16 protein-coding genes are annotated in these 22,073 nt (G+C 55.5%); 4 read left to right on the forward strand and 12 right to left on the reverse strand.

Going from position 1 to position 22,073, the window contains the following annotated elements:
- Positions 1-134: 134 nt before the first annotated feature.
- Both ACETPC_RS18495 and ACETPC_RS18500 read left to right on the forward strand, forming a co-directional pair.
- Positions 135-626, forward strand: coding sequence for a helix-turn-helix domain-containing protein (locus ACETPC_RS18495; RefSeq protein ID WP_380183906.1), 492 nt, complete (start codon positions 135-137; stop codon positions 624-626).
- Complete coding sequence (locus tag ACETPC_RS18500) at positions 613-1,878, forward strand: type II toxin-antitoxin system HipA family toxin (protein ID WP_380183908.1); 1,266 nt, start codon at positions 613-615, stop codon at positions 1,876-1,878. The genes ACETPC_RS18495 and ACETPC_RS18500 overlap by 14 nt, the downstream gene beginning before the upstream one ends.
- Positions 1,879-2,006: 128 nt before the next feature.
- On the opposite strand, the gene eno is transcribed toward ACETPC_RS18500, so the two are convergent.
- From eno to rlmD, 5 genes are all read right to left on the reverse strand, one after another.
- The gene (gene eno / locus ACETPC_RS18505) at positions 2,007-3,302 is read right to left on the reverse strand and encodes a phosphopyruvate hydratase (protein ID WP_380183909.1); all 1,296 of its coding nucleotides are present in this window, start codon (positions 3,300-3,302) and stop codon (positions 2,007-2,009) included.
- 78 nt (positions 3,303-3,380) lie between these two features.
- Complete coding sequence (gene pyrG, locus ACETPC_RS18510) at positions 3,381-5,018, reverse strand: glutamine hydrolyzing CTP synthase (protein WP_380183911.1); 1,638 nt, start codon at positions 5,016-5,018, stop codon at positions 3,381-3,383.
- A gap of 218 nt (positions 5,019-5,236) precedes the next feature.
- Positions 5,237-6,025, reverse strand: a complete 789-nt coding sequence (gene mazG / locus ACETPC_RS18515) for a nucleoside triphosphate pyrophosphohydrolase (RefSeq protein ID WP_380183912.1) — start codon at positions 6,023-6,025, stop codon at positions 5,237-5,239.
- A gap of 153 nt (positions 6,026-6,178) precedes the next feature.
- Positions 6,179-8,407 carry a GTP diphosphokinase gene (gene relA / locus ACETPC_RS18520; RefSeq protein WP_380183914.1) on the reverse strand — a complete coding sequence of 743 codons (2,229 nt, stop codon included), beginning with the start codon at positions 8,405-8,407 and terminating at the stop codon, positions 6,179-6,181.
- Positions 8,408-8,434: 27 nt separating this feature from the next.
- On the reverse strand, positions 8,435-9,751 hold the full coding sequence (gene rlmD, locus ACETPC_RS18525) for a 23S rRNA (uracil(1939)-C(5))-methyltransferase RlmD (RefSeq protein WP_380183916.1): 1,317 nt from the start codon (positions 9,749-9,751) through the stop codon (positions 8,435-8,437).
- A gap of 86 nt (positions 9,752-9,837) precedes the next feature.
- Here rlmD and barA point away from each other — a divergent pair, with 86 nt between their 5' ends.
- Positions 9,838-12,576, forward strand: coding sequence for a two-component sensor histidine kinase BarA (gene barA / locus ACETPC_RS18530; protein ID WP_380183918.1), 2,739 nt, complete (start codon positions 9,838-9,840; stop codon positions 12,574-12,576).
- On the opposite strand, the gene ACETPC_RS18535 is transcribed toward barA, so the two are convergent.
- From ACETPC_RS18535 to ACETPC_RS18560, 6 genes are all read right to left on the reverse strand, one after another.
- Positions 12,577-13,716, reverse strand: a complete 1,140-nt coding sequence (locus tag ACETPC_RS18535) for a glycerate kinase (protein WP_380183920.1) — start codon at positions 13,714-13,716, stop codon at positions 12,577-12,579.
- Positions 13,717-13,789: 73 nt separating this feature from the next.
- Positions 13,790-14,671 (reverse strand): 2-hydroxy-3-oxopropionate reductase, encoded by an 882-nt coding sequence (gene garR, locus ACETPC_RS18540; protein WP_380183922.1) that lies wholly within the window; start codon positions 14,669-14,671, stop codon positions 13,790-13,792.
- A 20-nt stretch (positions 14,672-14,691) separates the two neighbouring features.
- Complete coding sequence (garL, locus tag ACETPC_RS18545) at positions 14,692-15,462, reverse strand: 2-dehydro-3-deoxyglucarate aldolase (RefSeq protein WP_380183924.1); 771 nt, start codon at positions 15,460-15,462, stop codon at positions 14,692-14,694.
- A gap of 21 nt (positions 15,463-15,483) precedes the next feature.
- The gene (gene gudD / locus ACETPC_RS18550; protein WP_380183926.1) at positions 15,484-16,818 is read right to left on the reverse strand and encodes a glucarate dehydratase; all 1,335 of its coding nucleotides are present in this window, start codon (positions 16,816-16,818) and stop codon (positions 15,484-15,486) included.
- A gap of 21 nt (positions 16,819-16,839) precedes the next feature.
- Positions 16,840-18,177, reverse strand: coding sequence for an enolase C-terminal domain-like protein (locus ACETPC_RS18555; RefSeq protein ID WP_380183928.1), 1,338 nt, complete (start codon positions 18,175-18,177; stop codon positions 16,840-16,842).
- A gap of 9 nt (positions 18,178-18,186) precedes the next feature.
- The gene (locus ACETPC_RS18560) at positions 18,187-19,530 is read right to left on the reverse strand and encodes an MFS transporter (protein WP_380183930.1); all 1,344 of its coding nucleotides are present in this window, start codon (positions 19,528-19,530) and stop codon (positions 18,187-18,189) included.
- 497 nt (positions 19,531-20,027) lie between these two features.
- Here ACETPC_RS18560 and garD point away from each other — a divergent pair, with 497 nt between their 5' ends.
- A complete protein-coding gene (gene garD, locus ACETPC_RS18565; RefSeq protein WP_380183932.1) occupies positions 20,028-21,587 on the forward strand; it encodes a galactarate dehydratase in 1,560 nt (519 codons plus the stop codon).
- Between the two features lie 36 nt (positions 21,588-21,623).
- Here garD and ACETPC_RS18570 read toward each other — a convergent pair whose 3' ends face one another.
- Positions 21,624-22,073, reverse strand: a complete 450-nt coding sequence (locus ACETPC_RS18570; protein ID WP_380183934.1) for a flavodoxin — start codon at positions 22,071-22,073, stop codon at positions 21,624-21,626.

Consider the following 22,073-nt stretch of genomic DNA (forward strand, 5'->3'; position numbering starts at 1 on the left):
CACAGTAAAAGTGTTAATATTTTATCTTTTTTGCCTATAAAAATGGATTTTATTTGCTCCCTATCACTTTATTCACTGTGCAACATGCTACTATTTTATCTTTAAGAAAAAATAAAAGATAAAATATTTACATTATGGCAAAAAAAACTGCTCCGCTGCTTCCTAAAACTCAGGCAACCTTAGATGCTTTTGGCGAAAGACTTAAACTTGCGCGCAAACGGCGTAGACTAACTGCCAAACAGGTAGCTGAACGCGCTGGTATGACACCAATGACATTGCGCTCACTTGAATCAGGCGGTTCAGGCGTAACAATTGGCGCTTACCTTGCCGTAATGCAGGTATTGGGCCTGGAGCAAGATCTAAACCTGCTGGCGGCAGAGGATAAGTTGGGACGAGAGCTACAAGACGCGCGCCTTCTTACCCCCAATAAAAAAGACTTGCCGAAAACCTGGCCCGCCCCGCAAAGCGTACTTTATAAAACCACAGCAATGGAAAAAGCTCCCGCTAGCGCGGTGGGCATAAACAAAGCGGCTATAACCAATCAGGCCTTCACCTCTTCAGACCTGGCTTCTTTGTTAAAACCCGTTAAAAATAAAAGTTCAGGAGACAAGGATGACGATGATTAGCGTTTATGCCGACTGGGAAGGGCTTGCACAGCCCAAACGTCTGGGCTACCTGCAATGCCGTCGCAGTCGGGCACATGAAACTTTCGAATTTCAATACGACCCTCTGGCGCTTGCCGATCCCGGACTCAGCCAGATCCAACTGGATCCTGCCATACAGCTGTACGAAGGCTCGCAATACTCAACGGCTGGCCGCTCTCTTTTTGGCATCTTTGAAGATTCCAGCCCCGATCGGTGGGGACGACTGCTGATGAAACGTCGCCTGGAGCGAGACATCCGTGCAGGTCTTCAACCCGCAGGCACCCGCCTGCATCAGTCAGATTTTCTACTGGGTGTACATGACCTCTACCGTCCGGGCGCTCTCCGTTATCGCCTGGAGGACCGGGGCGAATTCCTTGATAACAGAATTGATCTCGCCGCCCCGCCTTTTACCGAAATAGCTACGCTCGAACGCGCAAGCCGGGCGTTGGAGGACGATGCTGATAACAATGCGCCTGAGGGTCAGGAATGGCTAAAAATGCTGATAGCACCAGGCGGCTCACTCGGGGGCGCAAGACCTAAAGCAAGCGTGGTTGATACTGATGGTCACCTTTATATCGCTAAATTTCCCAGTATTCACGATGAACATAATATCGGCGGCTGGGAAATGCTGGTAAACGCCCTGGCTACCGCATGCGATCTTAATGTTGCAAAAGCCGTAGCCCGCAAATTCGCCAGCAATCATCACTGCTTCATGGTGCGCAGGTTTGACCGAACGGCCAAAAGCAAACGTCTGCATTTCGCTTCGGCAATGACTATGACCGGACATACTGACGGCGAAGATGCTTCAACAGGCGTTAGCTATCTTGAACTGGCAGAAGTTTTGATACGTCACGGCTCGCAAACCAATACCGACCTACGGGAACTCTGGTCACGTATCGTATTTAATATGCTGGTATCCAACACCGACGATCACTTGCGTAACCATGGCTTTATCCTCGTTCCCGGAAAAGGCTGGCGGCTCTCGGCAGCTTACGATCTTAATCCTGTTCCTTTTGCCAGTGGCCTAAAATTAAATGTTACAGAAGCTGATAACGCATTGGATATTGAACTGACGCGAGAAATTGCGCCCTTTTTTAGACTTACATTGGCAGAAGCGGATAGTATCATTGAACGCTTGCGCGCCGTGGTCGTGCAATGGCGGGTTATTGCCGCCCATATGGGCTTTACTCAGCGTGAACAGGAAAAAATGGCCGATGCTTTTCGGCTGGCGTAAGCCTGACTACGCTACCTGACGCGCTGAGAAAAACATGAATAAAAAAACACCCTGTAGAGCAACGTCGACAGGGTGTTATCAGGCTTAGTCTTGCGACAAAGTTAGTTCAGGCTACCTGCAAAAGCAGATTACTGACCTTTAACTTCTTTCAGGCCGTTGAACGGCGCACGGCTGCCCAGGGACTCTTCGATACGGATCAGCTGGTTGTACTTGGCAACGCGGTCAGAACGGCTCATAGAACCGGTTTTGATCTGGCCTGCTGCGGTACCTACTGCCAGGTCGGCAATGGTAGCGTCTTCGGTTTCGCCTGAACGGTGAGAAATAACCGCTGTGTAGCCCGCGTCTTTCGCCATCTTGATAGCAGCCAGGGTTTCAGTCAGAGAACCGATCTGGTTAAACTTGATCAGGATGGAGTTAGCGATGCCTTTCTCGATACCTTCTTTCAGGATTTTGGTGTTGGTTACAAACAGGTCGTCGCCTACCAGCTGGATTTTATCGCCCAGCACTTTGGTCTGGTAAGCGAAGCCGTTCCAGTCGGATTCGTCCAGGCCATCTTCGATGGAAACGATTGGGTACTGTTTGGTCAGGTCTTCCAGGAAGTGGGTGAACTCTTCGGAAGTAAAGGCTTTGTTGCCTTCGCCAGCCAGTACGTATTTACCGTCTTTGTAGAATTCAGAGGCCGCACAGTCCATCGCCAGGGTAACATCTTTGCCCAGCTCGTAGCCCGCTGCTTTAACCGCTTCCGCGATAACCGCCAGCGCTTCGGCGTTAGAGCCCAGGTTTGGCGCATAGCCGCCTTCGTCGCCCACAGCGGTGTTCATGCCTTTAGACTTCAGCACTTTCGCCAGGTTGTGGAATACTTCAGAACCCATGCGAACCGCTTCTTTCAGGGTTTTCGCGCCAACCGGCTGGATCATGAATTCCTGGATGTCGACGTTGTTGTCGGCATGCTCACCGCCGTTGATGATGTTCATCATCGGCAGCGGCATAGAGAATTTACCTGGGGTGCCGTTCAGCTCGGCGATGTGCTCATACAGCGGCATGCCTTTGGCAGCAGCGGCAGCTTTAGCCGCGGCCAGAGAAACGGCCAGGATGGCGTTAGCGCCAAATTTGGATTTGTTTTCGGTGCCGTCAAGATCGATCATGATCTTGTCGATGTTTGCCTGGTCTTTGGCATCTTTGCCGGTTACCGCGTCGGCGATTGGGCCGTTCACGGCCGCAACAGCTTTGGTCACGCCTTTACCCAGGAAACGAGATTTGTCACCGTCGCGCAGTTCCAGCGCTTCACGGGAACCGGTAGAAGCGCCTGATGGTGCGGCCGCCATACCGACAAAACCGCCTTCCAGATGCACTTCTGCTTCAACGGTCGGGTTGCCACGAGAGTCGATGATTTCGCGACCGATGACTTTAACGATTTTGGACATTAGTTTTTCCTCAGTACAAGTTAACTTAAACTCAGACAAACAACGCGCGAATAGTTCGCGCGTTGCTATGAAAACTACTTATTTCGCCAAACGCTTCTGATGCTCGCTGGCTGCTTTAACGAAGCCGGCGAAAAGGGGATGACCGTCACGAGGCGTGGAGGTGAATTCCGGATGGAACTGACACGCAACAAACCACGGGTGGTTCGGGATCTCGATGATCTCGACCAGCTGGTCATCGCCGGAACGACCGGCTACGCGTAAACCGGCCGCTTCGATCTGCTTTAACAGCATGTTGTTGACTTCGTAGCGGTGGCGGTGACGCTCGACAATAGTCTCCGCGCCGTACAGCTGGCGAACCACGCTGTCCGGCGTCAGCTGACACTGCTGGCTGCCCAGACGCATGGTGCCGCCCAGATCGCTCTTCTCTGTGCGAACTTCAACGTTACCCTCTTCGTCGCGCCACTCGGTGATCAGCGCCACAACCGGGTACTTACAGTCTGGCACAAATTCCGTAGAGTTCGCATCCGCCATACCGGCGACGTTACGGGCAAACTCCATCAGCGCAACCTGCATACCCAGGCAGATACCCAGGTAAGGAATATTGTTCTCACGCGCATAGCGCGCGGTCATAATTTTGCCTTCCACGCCGCGGTAGCCGAAGCCGCCAGGAATCAGAATAGCATCCAGATCTTTCAGAATTTCGACGCCGCGGCTTTCGACATCCTGCGAATCGATCAGCTTGATGTTGACCGTTACGCGGTTTTTCAGGCCGCCGTGCTTCAGCGCTTCGATTACGGACTTATAGGCATCCGGCAGCTCGACATATTTGCCGACCATGCCGATAGTGACTTCGCCGCCTGGGTTGGCTTCTTCATAGATAACCTGTTCCCACTCGGCCAGGTTCGCTTCCGGCGCGTTCAGGTTGAAGCGTTTGCAGATGTAGTCATCCAGGCCCTGCGATTTCAGCATGCCAGGAATTTTGTAGATGGAGTCAACATCTTTCAGCGAGATAACCGCTTTTTCCGGCACGTTACAGAACAGGGCAATTTTACCCCGCTCGTTGGCAGGAACGGCGCGATCGGAACGGCAGATCAGCACGTCCGGCTGAATACCGATTGAAAGCAGTTCTTTCACCGAGTGCTGCGTTGGCTTGGTCTTGACCTCGCCTGCTGCCGCCATATAAGGCACCAGCGTCAGGTGCATATACATGGTGTGCTCGCGGCCGACATCGACCGCCATCTGACGGATCGCTTCGAGGAACGGCAGAGATTCGATATCGCCGACGGTGCCGCCGATTTCTACCAGCACCACGTCGTGGCCTTCGCCGCCTTCGATAATGCGCTCTTTAATGGCATTAGTGATATGCGGAATAACCTGAATGGTCGCGCCCAGATAGTCGCCGCGACGCTCTTTGCGCAGCACTTCCGAGTAGATACGGCCAGTGGTGAAGTTGTTGCGGCGGCTCATTTTGGTGCGGATGAAGCGCTCGTAGTGGCCCAGATCGAGATCGGTTTCCGCACCGTCGTCGGTGACGAACACTTCGCCGTGCTGGGTTGGACTCATGGTACCCGGATCCACGTTGATATACGGGTCCAGCTTCATGATGGTCACGTTAAGACCACGTGCTTCGAGAATGGCGGCCAGGGAGGCTGCGGCAATGCCTTTACCCAGAGAGGATACGACCCCGCCGGTCACAAAAATATAGTTCGTTGTCATGCTGAACCTGAGAAAGTAGGTTTAAAGACGATGGAATAACCAGGACGGGAAAACAGTATACCGGAATCCCCCGTGCGCCACAATTAATCGTTTCTGGTTATCTGCCAGCCATCGTGATTGACCGGCATGAGCGTACCCGATTCCGCTGCGGCTAAAGTTGATGCCGATCACATTTTTGTTGAATCGTGTCAGCCAGTTATTCACGCCACAGGAATTTTTCAGACGGATTCGCGGGCTTTGATCTGCTGCCAGGCCGCTTCCATCTGATCGAGCGTGGCTTCCTGCATTTGCAGCCCCTGATCGACGATAATCTGCTCAACCTGGCGAAAGCGCCGCTCGAATTTGTCGTTGGCTTTTTGCAGCGCCGTCTCCGCTTTACTGCCCAAATGGCGGGAGAGATTAACGGTAGCGAACAGCAGATCGCCAATTTCTTCTTCCAGCTTCTGCTGGTCGATCACCGCCTGGTTTGCTTCGTGCATTACCTCGTCAATTTCTTCGTGGACTTTATCCAGCACCGGCCCCAGCGTCTTCCAGTCAAAACCGACGTTGCTGCACCGTTTCTGAATTTTATGCGCCCGCATCAGCGCGGGCAGCGCGCGAGGAATATCGTCCAGCGCTGAATGCTGTTCTTTACCGGCGCGCTCGCGGGTTTTAATCGCTTCCCAGTTCGCCAGCACCTCTTTGCTGTCTGTGACCTTTTCATCGCCGAAGATATGCGGATGGCGACGTTCCAGCTTGTCGCTGATGGTCTGGCAAACGGCTTCGAAGTCAAAGCGCCCTTCTTCCTGCGCCATCTGCGCGTAGAACACTACCTGAAACAGCAGATCGCCCAGTTCGCCCTGCAGATCGTCGAAATCCTCACGGCTGATGGCGTCCAGCACTTCATAGGTTTCTTCCAGCGTGTAAGGCGCGATAGAGGTAAAGGTCTGTTCGCGATCCCACGGGCAGCCTTTTTGCGGGTCGCGCAGAGTCTTCATGATGCCCAGCAGGCGATCGATGGCAGTCATAACAGTGTCCATTTGTTGGCGAATAAAAAAAGGGGATCACTATACGGCATGCGGCGGCAAGATTCATGCCGGAGAGTCGGTTAACAACGGCAGCGCCTGCCCCCAGTTGTATAATCAGGAGCAGCGCTGCGGGCAAACCGGGCACTTTGTGGATTAGTGCAATCTCCTTGCGTCAATGATATCCGGCACCTGGTTTAACCTGGCCAGCACCCTTCCCAGCACCTGATGGTTATAGATTTCGATATCCATATCTATGGTAGCCAGCTGCTTTTTGGTGTCGCTCCTGCTGGAGACGCCCAGCACATTCACCTTTTCGTTAGCGAGGATCGTGGTGATATCTCGCAGCAGGCCGCTGCGATCGTTGGCGGTAACGCGTACCACCAGCGAGTAGCCGCTGGAGTAACTCTCACCCCAGACTGCATCAACGATACGTTCCGGCGCGTGCGACATCAGCTCGCTTAGTTGCTCGCAGTCGGCGCGATGGATAGAGATGCCGCGACCCTGAGTAATAAAGCCGGTGATATCGTCACCCGGTATCGGCTGGCAGCAGCGGGCAATATGGTGCATCAGGTTGCCCACGCCTTCGACCACTACCCGGCCGCTCTCTTTGCTGCGCGGCGCGGAGGATTTCATCGTCAGCTGGCGCAGCGCCTCGCGATCTTCTTCTTCCGCGCTCGGCTTGTTCAGCTTCGACTGTAGGAAGTTGCTCATCTGGTTCAGGCGAATATCGCCACCGCCGATCGCGGCCAGCAGTTCATCCAGCGAGTTAACGTTATAGCGCGGCAGCAGCAGCTTTTCGGCATCCTTCAGGCTGATGCCCAGATGCTCCAGCTCGCTGTCGAGAATTTGCTTGCCCGCGACGATATTTTTATCGCGATCCTGCTTGCGGAACCAGGCGTGGATTTTTGAACGGCCGCGACTGGTAGTGACGTAACCCAGGTTAGGGTTAAGCCAGTCGCGGCTCGGGTTAGGCTGCCTCTGGGTGATGATATCGATCTGATCGCCCATCTGTAGCTGATAGGTAAAGGGCACAATGCGGCCGCCGATTTTCGCGCCGATGCAGCGGTGGCCGATATCGCTGTGGATATGGTAGGCAAAGTCCAGCGGCGTTGAACCCGCCGGCAGATCCACCACATCGCCTTTTGGCGTAAACACATAGACGCGATCGTCGAATACCTGGCTGCGTACTTCATCCAGCATTTCGCCAGAATCCGCCATCTCTTCCTGCCAGGCGATCAGTTTACGCAGCCAGGCGATGCGTTCCTCGTGGCCTGAAGCACCGCGAGCGCTGCCAGTTGGGCCGCCTTCTTTGTACTTCCAGTGCGCGGCCACGCCCAGCTCGGCATCTTCATGCATCTGACGGGTACGGATCTGAATTTCGACGGTTTTGCCCTTCGGCCCCAGCACCACGGTATGGATGGACTGATAGCCATTGGGTTTAGGGTTGGCGACGTAATCGTCAAACTCGCTGGGCAAATGGCGATACAGCGTATGCACAATTCCCAGCGCGCCGTAGCAATCCTGCAGGCGCTCGGCGACGATGCGCACGGCCCGCACGTCAAACAGCTCATCAAACGCCAGCGACTTTTTCTGCATCTTGCGCCAGATGCTGTAGATGTGTTTAGGGCGGCCATAGACTTCTGCTTTTACGCCCTGTTTGACGATTTCGTCGCGCAGCGACTGCACGAAGGTATCGATATACTGCTCGCGGTCGATACGACGCTCGTGCAGCAGTTTAGCGATGCGCTTGTACTCTTCAGGATGCAGATAGCGGAAGCAGAAATCTTCCAGTTCCCATTTGAGCTGCCCGATCCCCAGGCGGTTGGCAAGCGGCGCATAGATATTGGTGCACTCTTTAGCGGCGAGCACGCGCTCGTCTTCCGGCGCGTCTTTGACCTCACGCAGATGGGCGATACGCTCGGCCAGTTTGATAACTACGCAGCGGAAATCTTCCACCATCGCCAGCAGCATGCGCCTGACATTGTCGACCTGCTCCGAGGCCATCGAATCATTATGGGTTGCCTTCAGCTGGCGGATAGCATCCATATCGCGCACGCCGTGCACCAGCGAGACGATAGCTTTGCCGTGCTGCTCTTCCAGCACCGCTTCTGACACTACGCCGGCATCCGCCAAAGGGAAAAGCAGCGCGGCGCGCAGGCTTTCGCTATCCATGCTGAGCATGGAGAGGATCTCCACCATTTCGACGCCCCGCCAGAGCAGAAGCGCCGCATCGGGATGCTCGCGGGTAGCCTCTTCGCAATAGCGCCAGGTATCGGCTAGTCGTTCACATGACTGTGGGTTAGCGATCCCCAAACTGGTGATCCACTGGTCAAGCGCGAACTCGCCAGCCGTATTCAGGTGTGCACTTCTTACCGCAACCATATCCTCTCCAAACCTCCTTCCGGGAAGCTATATTCGACTGAATAACACCATGGATTCGACGTGCCCGGTATGCGGAAACATATCAAGCAGGGTAATCTTTTCTGGTCGATAGCCGGCAGCCTGGAAGATCTGGCTGTCCCGGGCAAGTGTAGTCGGATTACAGGAAACATAGACCACGCTTTCCGGCGCAAGTTTAATAATGTGAGGGATCACATCCGCCGCGCCGGCACGAGCCGGATCCAGTAATACCTTGTTAAAGCCTTCTGTCGCCCAGGGCTGCGCCGACACGTCTTCTTCCAGATTATGCTGATAAAACGCAATGTTATGCAGATTGTTCAGGGCCGCATTATACGCGCCCTTCGCCACTAATGCTGCAACCCCCTCCACACCTGTAACATTTTTTACTCGTTTTCCAGCAGGAAGCGTAAAGTTTCCCATTCCGCAGAAAAGATCCAGCAGCCGATCCTCCGGCTGTAAATCAAGCCACGCCAGCGCCTGCGCCACCATTTGCTGGTTCAGTTCGCCATTAACCTGAATAAAATCGCGCGGGCTGAAGGTCAGCGTCAGGCCATCGATTTTGTAAAAGGGCATCTCGCCATTGACCTGTTCAAGCGTTTCGCTATCAGGCGCCAGAAAAAGCGCTACCCGCTGGCTATGCGAAAACTGTTCCAGTTTTTGTCTGTCTGCTGCGCTAAGCGGATCGAGATGGCGCAGCACCAGCAACGGGCCGTTGTCCGCCAGCACCAGCTCAACATGGCCCAGCCGTTTTACCGCCTGCAAACTGCTTAATACCTGGTGCAACGGCGCCAGCAGCGCATCAAGTTCGGGCTTTAAAACGGGGCAACGGGCAATGGCGACCAGCTCACTGGAGCCAGCCTGACGAAACCCCATTTGCAGCGTCTGGCTGCGCGTATGGTAGCTCAGGCTCAAACGGGCGCGGCGACGGTAGCCATAAGCGCTGCCGGAAACAATAGTGTTTACCTCAGCAGGCGCGCCGGTTTGCTGGCTCAGCAGACGCGACAGCGCTTTGGCTTTGCTGCGCTGCTGTAGCTCGGGCGAGGCGTGCTGCTGCTGGCAACCGCCGCAGCGGCCAAAATAGGGACAGGCTGGCGCGACTCGCTCCGGACTGGGCGAAAGAATACGTTTTGCCCGCGCTCGCGCCCAGCTGCGTTTTTCCTCAACAATTTCTACTTCCGTCTGTTCGCCAGGCAGCGCGCCGCTGACAAAAAGCGCTTTGCCATGATGATGAGCCACACCCTGGCCGGAAAAATCCAGATCGCTAACCGTTACAGTCATGATCTGGCGGGTCGTCACGCGCCGTTTTGCAGAGTAGAATTGCGCCATTGCTTTTATCTCGAAAGTGGGAAAACCCGCGTAGCCTACACCAGCGTCAGGATTAATTCGACCAGCGGCGGCAGCACAGGATAATTATGACCAAATACAGCCTGCGGGCACGAATGATGATCTTGATTCTGGCGCCTACGCTGATGATCGGGTTGCTGCTAAGCACTTTTTTTATTGTGCATCGCTATAACGAACTGCAGCGCCAGCTGGTGGATGCCGGGGTCAATATTATCGAACCGCTGGCGGTTTCAAGCGAGTATGGCATGACGTTTCACAGCAAAGAGTCGGTGCGCCAGCTGGTCAGCCTTTTACATCGTCGCCACTCCGAAATCGTCCGCGCTATTACCGTTTTTGACGCCAATAATCAGCTGTTTGTCACCTCTAATTATCACGCCAGTGCCAACAAGCTACGTTTGCCCTCTGATGCGCAACTGCCGGCTACTTTCAGTTACCAGCGGCTGGGCAATTCGGTGATCCTGCGCACACCGATCCTGTCGGAAAGCTATTATCCGGACGAGTCGCCGGATGAGGATGCTAAACCCAACGGCAATCCGCTTGGCTATGTCGCTATTGAACTGGATCTCCAGTCGGTGCGACTGCAGCAGTACAAAGAAGTTTTTGTCTCTACCCTGCTGCTGCTGTTCTGTCTTTGCCTCGCCATGCTGTTCGCCTATCGCCTGATGCGCGACGTTACCGGCCCTATCCGCGATATGGTCAATACGGTAGATCGCATACGACGCGGCCAGCTCGACAGCCGCGTAACCGGTCATATGCTGGGCGAACTGGATATGCTGAAAAACGGCATCAATTCGATGGCGATGTCGCTGACCGCCTATCACGAAGAGATGCAGCAAAATATCGACCAGGCAACCTCCGATCTGCGCGAGACGCTGGAGCAAATGGAAATTCAGAACGTCGAGCTGGATTTAGCCAAAAAACGCGCGCAGGAAGCGGCGAGGATCAAATCGGAGTTTTTGGCCAATATGTCGCACGAGCTGCGTACGCCGCTCAACGGCGTAATTGGCTTTACCCGCCAGACGCTGAAGACGCCGCTGAACATTACCCAGCGCGACTACCTGCACACGATTGAACGCTCAGCGAATAATCTGCTGAGCATCATTAACGACGTGCTTGATTTTTCCAAGCTGGAAGCGGGCAAGCTGGTGCTGGAGACCACGCCTTTTCCACTGCGCGCGACGCTGGACGAAGTAGTGGTGCTGCTGGCGCACTCCGCCCATGAGAAAGGACTGGAGCTGACGCTGAGCATTCAGCCGGACGTGCCGGACAACACTATCGGCGATCCGCTGCGGCTGCAGCAAATTATCGTTAATCTGCTAGGCAACGCTATTAAGTTTACCGAACACGGCAATATTGATATCCGTATAGAAAAGCGCTCGCTGAGCAATAACCGGGTCGAGCTTGAAGTGCAGATCCATGATACCGGCATCGGCATCGCCGAAAAGCAGCAGTCGCAGCTGTTTCAGGCTTTCCGCCAGGCCGACGCCAGCATCTCCCGTCGCCACGGCGGAACCGGCCTGGGGCTGGTGATTACGCAAAAACTAGTCAACGAGATGGGCGGCGAAATTTCTTTTCATAGCCGCCTGAACCAGGGATCGACCTTCTGGTTCCATATCAATCTGGCACTCAATCCAAATGCCACCCAGGATCCGCGCGCCATAGAGTGTTTACAGGGCAAAACGCTGGCCTACGTTGAAGCCAACCCGGCTGCAGCGCAGGCAACGCTGGAGCTGTTAGCCAGCACGCCGATGACCATTAGCTACAGTACAACGCTGGAAGGGCTGGAGCAGGAGCATTACGATACGCTGCTGATCGGCTTGCCGGTAAGCCGTGATCCTTCGCGGCAGCTGCCGTGGCAGGCGCTGCCCGCTCTGGAGCGCGCCGACAGCGTGATTATGGCGCTGCCCTGCCAGATGCAAACCTGGGCGGAAGAGCTCAGGGATCGGGGCGTCAGCGCCTGCCTGCTCAAGCCGGTTTCGCTGCTGCGGCTGCTGCCCGTGCTGCTTGACCGCTATGCCCGCGCCACGGATTACCGGCCCGGCAGGCAAAAACTGCCGCTGTCGGTAATGGCGGTAGATGACAACCCGGCCAACCTGAAGCTGATCGGCGCGCTGCTGGAGGAGCAGGTTGAGCATGTGGTGCTGTGCGAAAACGCCATGACCGCCATCCAGCAGGCGAAGAGCCAGGCGCTGGATGTGATCCTGATGGATATTCAGATGCCGGATATCGACGGCATACGCGCCAGCGAGCTAATCCGCAAGCTGCCTTCTTATGCCACCACGCCTATTGTCGCCGTCACGGCGCACGCACTGGACGGCGAAAGAGAACGGCTAATCGCTGCCGGGATGAATGATTATCTGGCTAAGCCTATCGATGAGATCAGGCTGGAGAAGCTGTTGATCCGCTACGCTCCCGCCGCTTTCGCTGCCGAAGGCCAACCCACGCCGGGTAAGCTTTCCGCCTCGCTCGATTGGGAGCTGGCGCTGCGCCAGGCAGCAAACAAGCCTGATTTAGCACGCGATTTGCTGCAGATGCTAATGGATTTTCTGCCCGAAGTGCAAAAACAGGTTGAGCATTATATGGCCGAAGATAACGTCAGAGCGCTGCGCGATATTATTCACAAGCTGCACGGTAGCGCCAGCTATAGCGGTGTTCCCCGGTTAAAACAGCTCTGCCAGCAGCTGGAGCAAGGCTTGCGCGACGGTCAGAGCATCGCTGACATCGAACCAGAGCTGTTTGAACTACTGGACGAGATGCAGAACGTGGCGCGGCTGGCGCAGGCGAAGCTGGCCGTAGCGCCAGGGTAATTATAATTTTTGCCCCATCGCTATCACGGCGGCAATATTGCGTGCGGTCATGCGCACGTTATCCGCCGCGTTTGCCAGGGCATCCTCCAGCGTACAAATGCTGTAAATGACGCTGAATACTGCGTCCAGGCCATGCTGGTGTACTACCGCCACATCTTTAGTGAGGCTGCCGGCGATGCCGATAACCGGCTTGTTATAGCGTTTGGCGACCTTCGCCACGCCGATTGGGACTTTACCGTGAATGGTCTGGCTATCGATGCGGCCTTCGCCGGTGATAACCAAAGTAGCGTCTTTCACCAGTTCGTCCAGCCCCAGCGCTTCGGTAACTATTTCAATACCGCGACGCAGCTCCGCGCCGCAAAAAGCATGCAGTGCCGCGCCCATACCGCCCGCCGCGCCGCCGCCGGGGATCGGCAGGACATCGATATCCAGATCGCGCCGGATAATCTGCGCATAGTGCTCCAGCGCTTTATCCAGCTTGTCCACCAGCTCCGGCGTGGCTCCCTTCTGCGGGCCAAACACGGCGGAAGCGCCCTCTTTACCCAGCAGCGGATTAGTGACGTCACAGGCGACTTCAAAGCGACAATTTTTTATACGCGGATCCAGCTCGCCTGTATCGATCTTCGCCAGGTCGCCAAGACTCCCGCCGCCAAAGCCGATGTCATTGCCCTGGCTATCCAGCAGTTTAGCCCCCAGCGCCTGCACCATGCCCGCACCGCCGTCATTGGTGGCGCTGCCGCCGATGCCGATGATAAAGTGCTGCACACCTTTATCCAGCGCGCTACGGATCAGTTCGCCGGTGCCGTAAGAAGTGGTGATCAGCGGATCGCGCCGGGAAGCTGGCACCAGTTCCAGCCCGCTGGCCGCTGCCATTTCGATATAGGCGCAGCTGTCGTCGCCGGAAAGCCCGTAGAATGCCTCTACTTCTTCGCCCAGCGGGCCGGTAACGTTCAGGCGCACAAGATTGCCGCCCGTCGCCGCTACCATCGCCTCGACCGTGCCTTCGCCGCCGTCCGCGACGGGAAGTTTAACGTACTGAGCCTCGGGGAAAATTTCCCGGAATCCCTGCTCGATTTGCGTGGCAACCTGCTGAGCCGACAGGCTTTCTTTATATGAATCCGGTGCGATTACTATTTTCATACCTTAATCCGTGCGCGGTTGAATTGGCCTGCGCCAGAGGCACCCGGCTTAACAAAGCAAGCCGGGCTCGGGACTATTTGATTTCGACTTTCGCCAGCTTCTCATAGTAGCAGGCCAGCGCGCTGTGGTCGGCAGTGCCCAGCCCGTCGGCTTTCAGCGCCTGCATCATCTCCATCACCGCCGCCGTCAGCGGTAGCTGAGCACCTACGCCGTGCGAAGTATCCAGCGCATTGGCCAGATCTTTAATATGCAAATCGATACGGAAGCCCGGCTTGAAGTTGCGGTTCATCACCATCGGCGCTTTGGCATCCAGCACCGTGCTGCCCGCAAGGCCGCCGCGAATGGCCTGATAGACCAGCTCCGGATTAACGCCCGCTTTAGTCGCCAGCGCCAGCGCTTCTGACATGGCCGCGATATTCAGCGCTACGATAACCTGATTCGCCAGCTTGGTGACGTTGCCCGCGCCGATTTCGCCGGTGTGCACTACCGAGCCCGCCATCGCTTTCATGATGTCGTAGCATTTGTCGAACAGCTCTTTATCGCCGCCGACCATGACGGAGAGCGTGCCATCGATAGCTTTAGGTTCACCGCCGCTGACCGGCGCATCCAGTAGCGCTATGCCTTTTTTCGCCAGCTCTTCATGGATTTCACGGCTCGCCAGCGGTGCGATAGAGCTCATATCAATCACGATGGTGCCTGCTTTAGCGCCTTCAATCACGCCGCCTTCGCCCAGCAAAACTTCTTTTACGTGCGGTGAGTTAGGCAGCATAGTGATAATGACGTCACTTTGCTCTGCCACCGCTTTTGCCGAATCGGCGGAAGTGGCGCCGCTGCTGACCAGCTCCGCTACGCTTTCGGCATTATGATCGCGTACCACCAGCGAGTAGCCAGCCTTGATTAAATTTTTGCTCATGGGCTTGCCCATGATACCCAGACCGATAAATCCAATTTTCATCTTAATCTCCTGACTGTGGGTTATTTTTTAAAGCGATCGCATAGCGCCTGCGTGGCGCCGCGGAAAACGCCCAGATCGCTGCCTACCGCGACGAAGCTGGCGCCCCATTCCAGATAGCGGCGGGCATCGGCTTCTACCGGTGCCAGGATGCCGCTCGGCTTGCCGGCTGCTTTCGCGCGTTCAAAAATGTATTTGATGACCTTCAGCACTTCCGGATGCGCAGGCTGCCCTAAGTAGCCCAGCGCGGCGGAGAGATCGCCTGGCCCGACGAAAATGCCATCCACGCCTTCTACAGCTGCGATAGCATCGATATTGTCCACGCCTTGCTGAGTCTCAATCTGTACCAGCACGGTGATGTTGTCGTTAATGATGTTGTTGTACTGCGGCACGGTGCCGTACATATTGCTGCGATGTGAGACCGACACGCCACGAATGCCCATCGGCGGATAACGCGTGGAGGCTACCGCACGTACTGCTTCCTCTTCGGTTTCAACAAACGGGATCAAAAAGTTGGAAAAACCGATATCCAGCAGGCGTTTGATAATCACTGGCTCATTGGTTGGCGGCCGCACTACCGGCGCGCTGACGCTGCCTTTCAGCGCCATCAGCTGCGGGATAAAAGTAGTGATATCGTTTGGCGCGTGCTCGCCGTCCAGCACCAGCCAGTCGAAGCCCGCCAGCCCCAGCACCTCAGTCGTCAGTGGGTTTGCCAGCGCGCACCAGCTGCCAATTAAGGTTTCGCCTGCCAGCAGGCGCTGGCGAAAGCTGTTCGGCGTGTTTATATAGCTCATCGGTCTCTCCTGAAAAAAGGGTTAGCGCACCAGGCAAGGACGCTTGTTGTCAAATGTCCAGTCCGGCACCAGGAACTGCATAGCCTGCGCGTCGTCGCGCGCGCCCAGACCGTGTTTTTGGTAAAGTTCGTGCGCCTTCATTACGCGATCCATATCCAGCTCTACGCCCAGGCCCGGTTTATCCGGCACCTGCACCATGCCGCCTTTGATTTGCAGCGGCTGCTGCGTCAGGCGCTGATTTCCTTCCTGCCAAATCCAGTGCGTATCGATAGCGGTAATTTTGCCCGGCGCGGCGGCGGCCACGTGCGTAAACATCGCCAGCGAGACGTCGAAATGGTTGTTGGAATGAGAGCCCCAGGTCAGCCCGAAATCGTGGCACATCTGCGCCACGCGCACCGAGCCCTGCATCGTCCAGAAATGCGGATCCGCCAGCGGGATATCGACAGACTGTAGCGAAAGCGTATGGCCCATCTGCCGCCAGTCGGTAGCGATCATATTGGTCGCGGTTTGCATGCCGGTGGCGCGACGGAACTCTGCCATCACCTCGCGGCCGGAATAGCCCTGTTCTGCGCCACACGGATCTTCCGCATAAGCCAGCACGTCTTTCAGCTGCTTGCCCAGTTCAATCGCTTCTTTCAGCGACCAGGCACCGTTAGGATCAAGCGTGATCCTGGCTTCCGGGAAGCGCTTCGCCAGCGCGGTGACTGCCTCTGCTTCTTCGCTGCCCGCCAGCACGCCGCCTTTCAGCTTGAAGTCGTTAAAACCATATTTTTCATAGGCGGCTTCGGCCAGGCGCACCACGGTTTCAGGCGTCAGCGCCTCTTCGTGGCGCAGGCGATACCAGTCGCAGCTGTCATCCGGCTGGCTCTGATAAGGCAGAGAAGTTTTACGGCGATCGCCGACATAGAAGAGATAGCCCAGCATTTCTACCCGATCGCGCTGCTGCCCATCGCCCAGCAGCGAAGCAACGTTAACGCCTAAATGTTGCCCCAGCAGATCCAGCAGAGCCGCTTCAATCCCCGTAACTACATGAATAGTGGTACGGAGATCGAACGTCTGGTTTCCGCGGCCGCTGGCATCGCGGTCAGCAAAAGTGTTGCGTACGTGATTCAACAAATTTTTATATTCGCCGATGCCGTGCCCGATCAACAGCGCCGCTGCCTCTTCCAGCGTTTTACGGATTTTTTCGCCGCCGGGAATTTCGCCCACGCCGGTATGGCCGGAGTTGTCTTTGATGATAACGATATTGCGGGTAAAGAATGGCGCATGCGCGCCGCTGAGGTTCAGCAGCATGCTGTCATGCCCCGCAACCGGGATAACCTGCATTTCAGCGATCAGTGGAGTAGCCTGACTCATAACTTGTTCCTTCTGTAAGGTTCAGCGCCCAAAAGCCGGACGCTTGCGATCGAATGTCCAGCCGGGGATCAGATACTGCATGGCGACGGCGTCATTACGTGCGCCAACGGGCAAGGTTTTGTAGAGCGCATGGGCCTTCTCGATTTGCGCCCAGTCCAGCTCAACACCTAACCCCGGCGCATCCGGTACGGCAATTTTGCCGTTGCGGATCTGCAAAGGTTCTTTAGTTAAGCGCTGATCGCCTTCCTGCCAGATCCAGTGGGTATCTATGGCCGTGGGTTTGCCTGGCGCAGCGGCGCCTACGTGGGTGAACATCGCCAGGGAAATATCGAAATGGTTATTGGAATGGCAGCCCCAGGTGAGGCCCCAGTCATCACAGAGCTGGGCCACGCGTACCGCGCCGCTCAGCGTCCAGAAGTGTGGATCGGCCAACGGGATATCTACGGCGTTTAACATCACCGCGTGGTTCATTTCGCGCCAGTTGGTTGCAATCATATTGGTGGCGACCGGCAGGCCTGTGGCACGGCGGAATTCCGCCATCACTTCACGGCCGGAATAGCCCTGCTCCGCGCCACATGGGTCTTCGGCATAGGTCAGAATGCCCTGCATATCTTTGCAAAGCGCGATGGCTTCATCCAGCAGCCAGGCACCATTGGGATCCACGGTGATGCGCGCATCGGGAAAGCGCTTTTTCATCGCTTTCACCGCAGCGATCTCCTCTTCGCCCGCCAGCACACCGCCCTTTAGCTTGAAGTCTTTGAAGCCGTATTTATCCTGTGCGGCTTCCGCCAGCCGGACTACAGAAGCGCTGTCCAGCGCCTTTTGGTGACGCAGGCGATACCAGTCGTGCGTAGCCCCTTCGCCCGTTAAATAAGGCAGGTCGGTTTTTTCGCGGTCACCGATATAAAACAGATAGCCCAGTACGGTCACTTCATCGCGCTGCTTGCCTGGCCCGAGCAGTTCCGCTACCGGCACGCCCAGACACTGGCCCAGTAAATCCAGCAGTGCGGCTTCCAGCGCCGCTACCGCATTAACCCGTAGCTCGAACGTCCAGGCGCCGTTGCCAAAAGTATCGAAATCGGCGGTCTGGTTACCTTTGTGCACTTCCTGCACCAGGCTGTTCATCCTTGCCACTTCACGCCCTTTTACCAGCGGTACGGCATCCAGCAGGGTTTGCAGGATGGTTTCGCCGCCCGGCGCTTCGCCCACGCCGGTATGCCCGGCGCTGTCGGTAAGCACCACGATATTGCGGGTAAAGTAGGCGCCGTGCGCGCCACCAATGTTCAACAGCATGCTGTCATGGCCCGCTACCGGAATAACTTTCATATCAGTGATAATCGGGCTGCTCTGCGTCGTCATAGCTCGTCCTTACAAAGATTTCAGTTCGATACGTTTGATATCGCGTACCAGCACCAGATAGCTCAGCACCGCGACAAAAGCGTGGATGCCTACGTAAATCAGTGCGCCGTTGTAGGAACCAGTAGTAGCAATGATGTAGCCGATAGCGATAGGCGTGATAATGCCGGAGATATTGCCGAACATATTGAACAAGCCGCCGCTGAGACCGCTGATCTCTTTTGGCGCGGTATCGGCCATTACCGCCCAGCCCAGCGCGCCGATACCTTTGCCGAAGAAAGCCAGCGCCATAAAGAACACCACGACCCATTCGGTATCGACGTAGTTACAGACCACCATGGTGATGGAAAGCAGCATGCCCAGCACGATAGGCGTTTTGCGCGCGATATTCAGCGATCCCGTTTTACGCATCAGCCAGTCTGAAATGATGCCGCCCAGCACGCCGCCCAGGAAACCGCAGATGGCGGGAATGGAGGCGACCATACCGGCTTTAAGAATGGACATGCCGCGCGCCTGCACCAGATAAACCGGAAACCAGGTAATAAAGAAGTAGGTTAAGGCGTTGATGCAGTACTGGCCCAGATAGACGCCGATCATCATTTTTGAAGTGATCAGCTGTTTGATCTGATACATCTTTTCTGACCAGCTAACCTTGCGCTCGGCTTTTTTTGCATCCATGTTGATCAGCGCGCCGCCCTGCTCCATATATTCCAGCTCGGCTTTGTTGACGCCCGGATGATCGGTAGGGTCGTGAATAACCTTCAGCCAGATAAAGCTGATGATGATGCCCAGACCGCCCATAAACCAGAAGACGTGCGCCCAGCCGACCTCTGAAGTAAGCCAGCCCATAATAGGCGCGAAAATCACCGTGGCGAAGTATTGCGCCGAGTTAAAAATAGCCACGGCCGTTCCGCGCTCCTGGGCAGGAAACCAGGCGGCGACAATGCGGCTGTTGCCAGGGAAGGAAGGCGCTTCCGCCAGGCCGACCATAAAGCGCAGCATAAAGAGCGTGACGATGATGCTGAAGCCGCTGAGCAGATCGACAAAGCCCTGCAGCAGCGTAAACAGCGACCAGAGAAAGATGCTCCAGAAGTAGACGCGTTTGGAGCCAAACCTGTCCAGCAGCCAGCCGCCGGGGATCTGCCCAATAACGTAAGCCCATGAGAAAGCCGAGAAGATATAGCCGAGACCGACCGAGTCCATGCCAATCTCTTTCGACATCGCCGAACCGGCGATAGCGATGGTCGCGCGGTCGCCATAGTTGAATGAAGTGACGATAAATAACATCACCACTATCCAGTAGCGAGCATTAGTTCTTTTTTGCACGGCGCTCGCAGCACTGCTGATTGAATCCATGATGCACTCCTGAAATATTGCGGTCAGGCGAACTCACTCTGGACTACATACACATCGCGTTGGGTATCAGAATGATGTCAGGTTAAACACAGCGATTAATTAGCAGAATAATCACAAGGTTAATAACTGTCCCGTTTGTAAAAAAGTATAGGGAGGCCTAAAAAGGAAAGCACCGTGTAGTTGCACTATAAAAAAACGGATATGGCAGGAATTTTATGGCATATGCCTGATTGCTTGCGGAGTGGCTCACGCTTCCCTGATTTTCTGCGGCTGGGGTCACATTCCCCTTCTCTTTGTGAGATTTCTCACTATGGCTTGTCGCTTTGCCAGAAAATCTCCGCGATGTTACCGCAGCATATCGGACATTTGCATAATGTTTTCGCCCTGCTGGCTCCTTATACTGTCCAGCAGCAGAATAATTTCACCCGATTAATTCCTTACTCCCACCTTTAAAATAATGAAAACGCCGATTCATTTATCTCAGGACTTGTCGAGCAATGAACATTTCCAGAAACGATTTACCCCTTTATATAAAGGTGCATGAAAATGATAACGTCGCTATCGTCGTTAATAATAATGGATTAACGGCTGGCACTACTTTTTCATGCGGATTGACATTAAAAGAGCATATTCCTCAAGGCCATAAAGTGGCCTTAGAAGATATTGCGCAAGGCGGCAATATTATTCGCTACGGCGAGATTATTGGCTATGCCGTACGTGATATTGCGCGCGGCGGCTGGATCGATGAATCGTTAGTGGTGCTGCCAGAAGCCCCGGCGCTGGAAAGTCTGCCGCTGGCGAATAACGTGCCGCCGCCGTTGCCGCCGCTGGAAGGCTACACCTTCGAAGGCTATCGTAATGCCGACGGCAGCGTGGGCACACGCAACCTGCTGGGTATCACCACCAGCGTTCACTGTGTAGCGGGCGTAGTTGATTATGTCGTGCAGATTATCGAGCGCGAACTGCTGCCGAAATACCCTAATGTGGATGGCGTCGTGGCGCTGAATCATCTTTACGGCTGCGGCGTAGCTATAAACGCGCCTGCCGCCGTAGTGCCAATCCGCACTATTCATAACCTGGCGCTGAACGCCAATTTCGGCGGCGAGGTGATGATCGTCAGCCTTGGCTGTGAAAAGCTCCAGCCTGAACGCCTGCTGGAAGGTACGCCGGATATCCAGGCTATTTCGCTGGGCGATGAAGACGTGGTGCGTTTGCAGGATGAAAAACATGTCGGTTTTGAATCTATGGTGCAGGACATTTTGCAGGTCGCCGAACGGCATTTACAGCGCCTTAATCAGCGCCAGCGCGAAACGGTGCCCGCGGCGGAACTGATTGTCGGCATGCAATGCGGCGGCAGCGATGCGTTTTCCGGCGTTACCGCCAATCCGGCAGTGGGTTTCGCCTCCGATCTGCTGGTGCGCTGCGGCGCGACGGTGATGTTTTCAGAAGTCACCGAAGTGCGCGATGCGGTGCATCTGCTGACGCCGCGTGTGGTTAATAAGGAAGTCGGCCAGCGGCTGCTGGAAGAGATGGCCTGGTACGATCATTACCTGGATATGGGTAAAACCGACCGTAGCGCTAACCCTTCGCCAGGCAACAAAAAAGGCGGCCTGGCAAACGTGGTCGAAAAGGCGCTGGGCTCTATCGCTAAATCGGGCCGCAGCGCCATTGTCGAGGTGCTTTCGCCAGGCCAACGCCCGACGCAACGCGGGCTGATCTACGCCGCAACGCCAGCCAGCGACTTTGTCTGCGGCACACAGCAGATGGCTTCGGGCATCACTTTGCAGGTTTTTACCACCGGACGCGGTACGCCTTACGGGCTGGCAGCCATTCCGGTAATCAAGATGGCGACGCGCACCGCACTGGCGGACAGATGGCATGATTTAATGGACATCAATGCGGGCACTATCGCTACGGGCGAAGAGAGTATTGAGCAGGTCGGCTGGCGGCTGTTTGAACTGATTCTGGATATCGCCAGCGGCAGAAAACAGACCTGGTCTGACCGTTGGGGGATCCGCAACGCGCTGGCGGTGTTTAATCCGGCACCTGTGACCTGATAGCCTGGGCCTTCGCGTTCTGCAAAGGCCCATTTTTTAATCCAGCAGCTTCAGCCACTTCTCTACCCAGGGCGAAGAAAGCTCTTCCGGCTCAGGGTGTTCATTGGCGTCAATCAGCAGCACATCACCGATACGCTTTGCGGAATGCTCCTGCAATAGCGCATCGAATTTTTTCCCTGCACCGCAAAAATCATCATAGTTACTGTCGCCCAGTGCAATCACGCCGTAACGCAGCGTGGGCTGGTAGCCCAGTTTGTCTTTAATAGCATAAAACAGCGGCGCGATACTGTCCGGTAGATCGCCCTGGGCTGTAGTTGAAGTGATCACCAGCGCCACGCCATCGGCATAGCGCTGCCACTCTTCAAGCGTGGGATCCTCAAAAATTTTTACCTGGTGACCGGCATCGGCCAGTAGCGGCTCCGCCTCTTCCGCTACCAGCAGCGCGTTACCGTAAACCGTGCCTACAAAAATGCCTATCTGCGCCAT

It is taken from the genome of Pantoea sp. sgz302252 (assembly GCF_042610525.1).
In the GTDB taxonomy this organism is placed as follows: domain Bacteria; phylum Pseudomonadota; class Gammaproteobacteria; order Enterobacterales; family Enterobacteriaceae; genus Erwinia.

Coding starts and splice junctions, on each gene's coding strand:
- ACETPC_RS18495 (WP_380183906.1), top strand. CDS start 135: ATGGCAAAAAAAACTGCTCCGCTGCTTCCTAAAACTCAGGCAACCTTA.
- ACETPC_RS18500 (WP_380183908.1), top strand. CDS start 613: ATGACGATGATTAGCGTTTATGCCGACTGGGAAGGGCTTGCACAGCCC.
- eno (WP_380183909.1), bottom strand. CDS start 3,302: ATGTCCAAAATCGTTAAAGTCATCGGTCGCGAAATCATCGACTCTCGT.
- pyrG (WP_380183911.1), bottom strand. CDS start 5,018: ATGACAACGAACTATATTTTTGTGACCGGCGGGGTCGTATCCTCTCTG.
- mazG (WP_380183912.1), bottom strand. CDS start 6,025: ATGACTGCCATCGATCGCCTGCTGGGCATCATGAAGACTCTGCGCGAC.
- relA (WP_380183914.1), bottom strand. CDS start 8,407: ATGGTTGCGGTAAGAAGTGCACACCTGAATACGGCTGGCGAGTTCGCG.
- rlmD (WP_380183916.1), bottom strand. CDS start 9,751: ATGGCGCAATTCTACTCTGCAAAACGGCGCGTGACGACCCGCCAGATC.
- barA (WP_380183918.1), top strand. CDS start 9,838: ATGACCAAATACAGCCTGCGGGCACGAATGATGATCTTGATTCTGGCG.
- ACETPC_RS18535 (WP_380183920.1), bottom strand. CDS start 13,716: ATGAAAATAGTAATCGCACCGGATTCATATAAAGAAAGCCTGTCGGCT.
- garR (WP_380183922.1), bottom strand. CDS start 14,671: ATGAAAATTGGATTTATCGGTCTGGGTATCATGGGCAAGCCCATGAGC.
- garL (WP_380183924.1), bottom strand. CDS start 15,462: ATGAGCTATATAAACACGCCGAACAGCTTTCGCCAGCGCCTGCTGGCA.
- gudD (WP_380183926.1), bottom strand. CDS start 16,818: ATGAGTCAGGCTACTCCACTGATCGCTGAAATGCAGGTTATCCCGGTT.
- ACETPC_RS18555 (WP_380183928.1), bottom strand. CDS start 18,177: ATGACGACGCAGAGCAGCCCGATTATCACTGATATGAAAGTTATTCCG.
- ACETPC_RS18560 (WP_380183930.1), bottom strand. CDS start 19,530: ATGGATTCAATCAGCAGTGCTGCGAGCGCCGTGCAAAAAAGAACTAAT.
- garD (WP_380183932.1), top strand. CDS start 20,028: ATGAACATTTCCAGAAACGATTTACCCCTTTATATAAAGGTGCATGAA.
- ACETPC_RS18570 (WP_380183934.1), bottom strand. CDS start 22,073: ATGGCGCAGATAGGCATTTTTGTAGGCACGGTTTACGGTAACGCGCTG.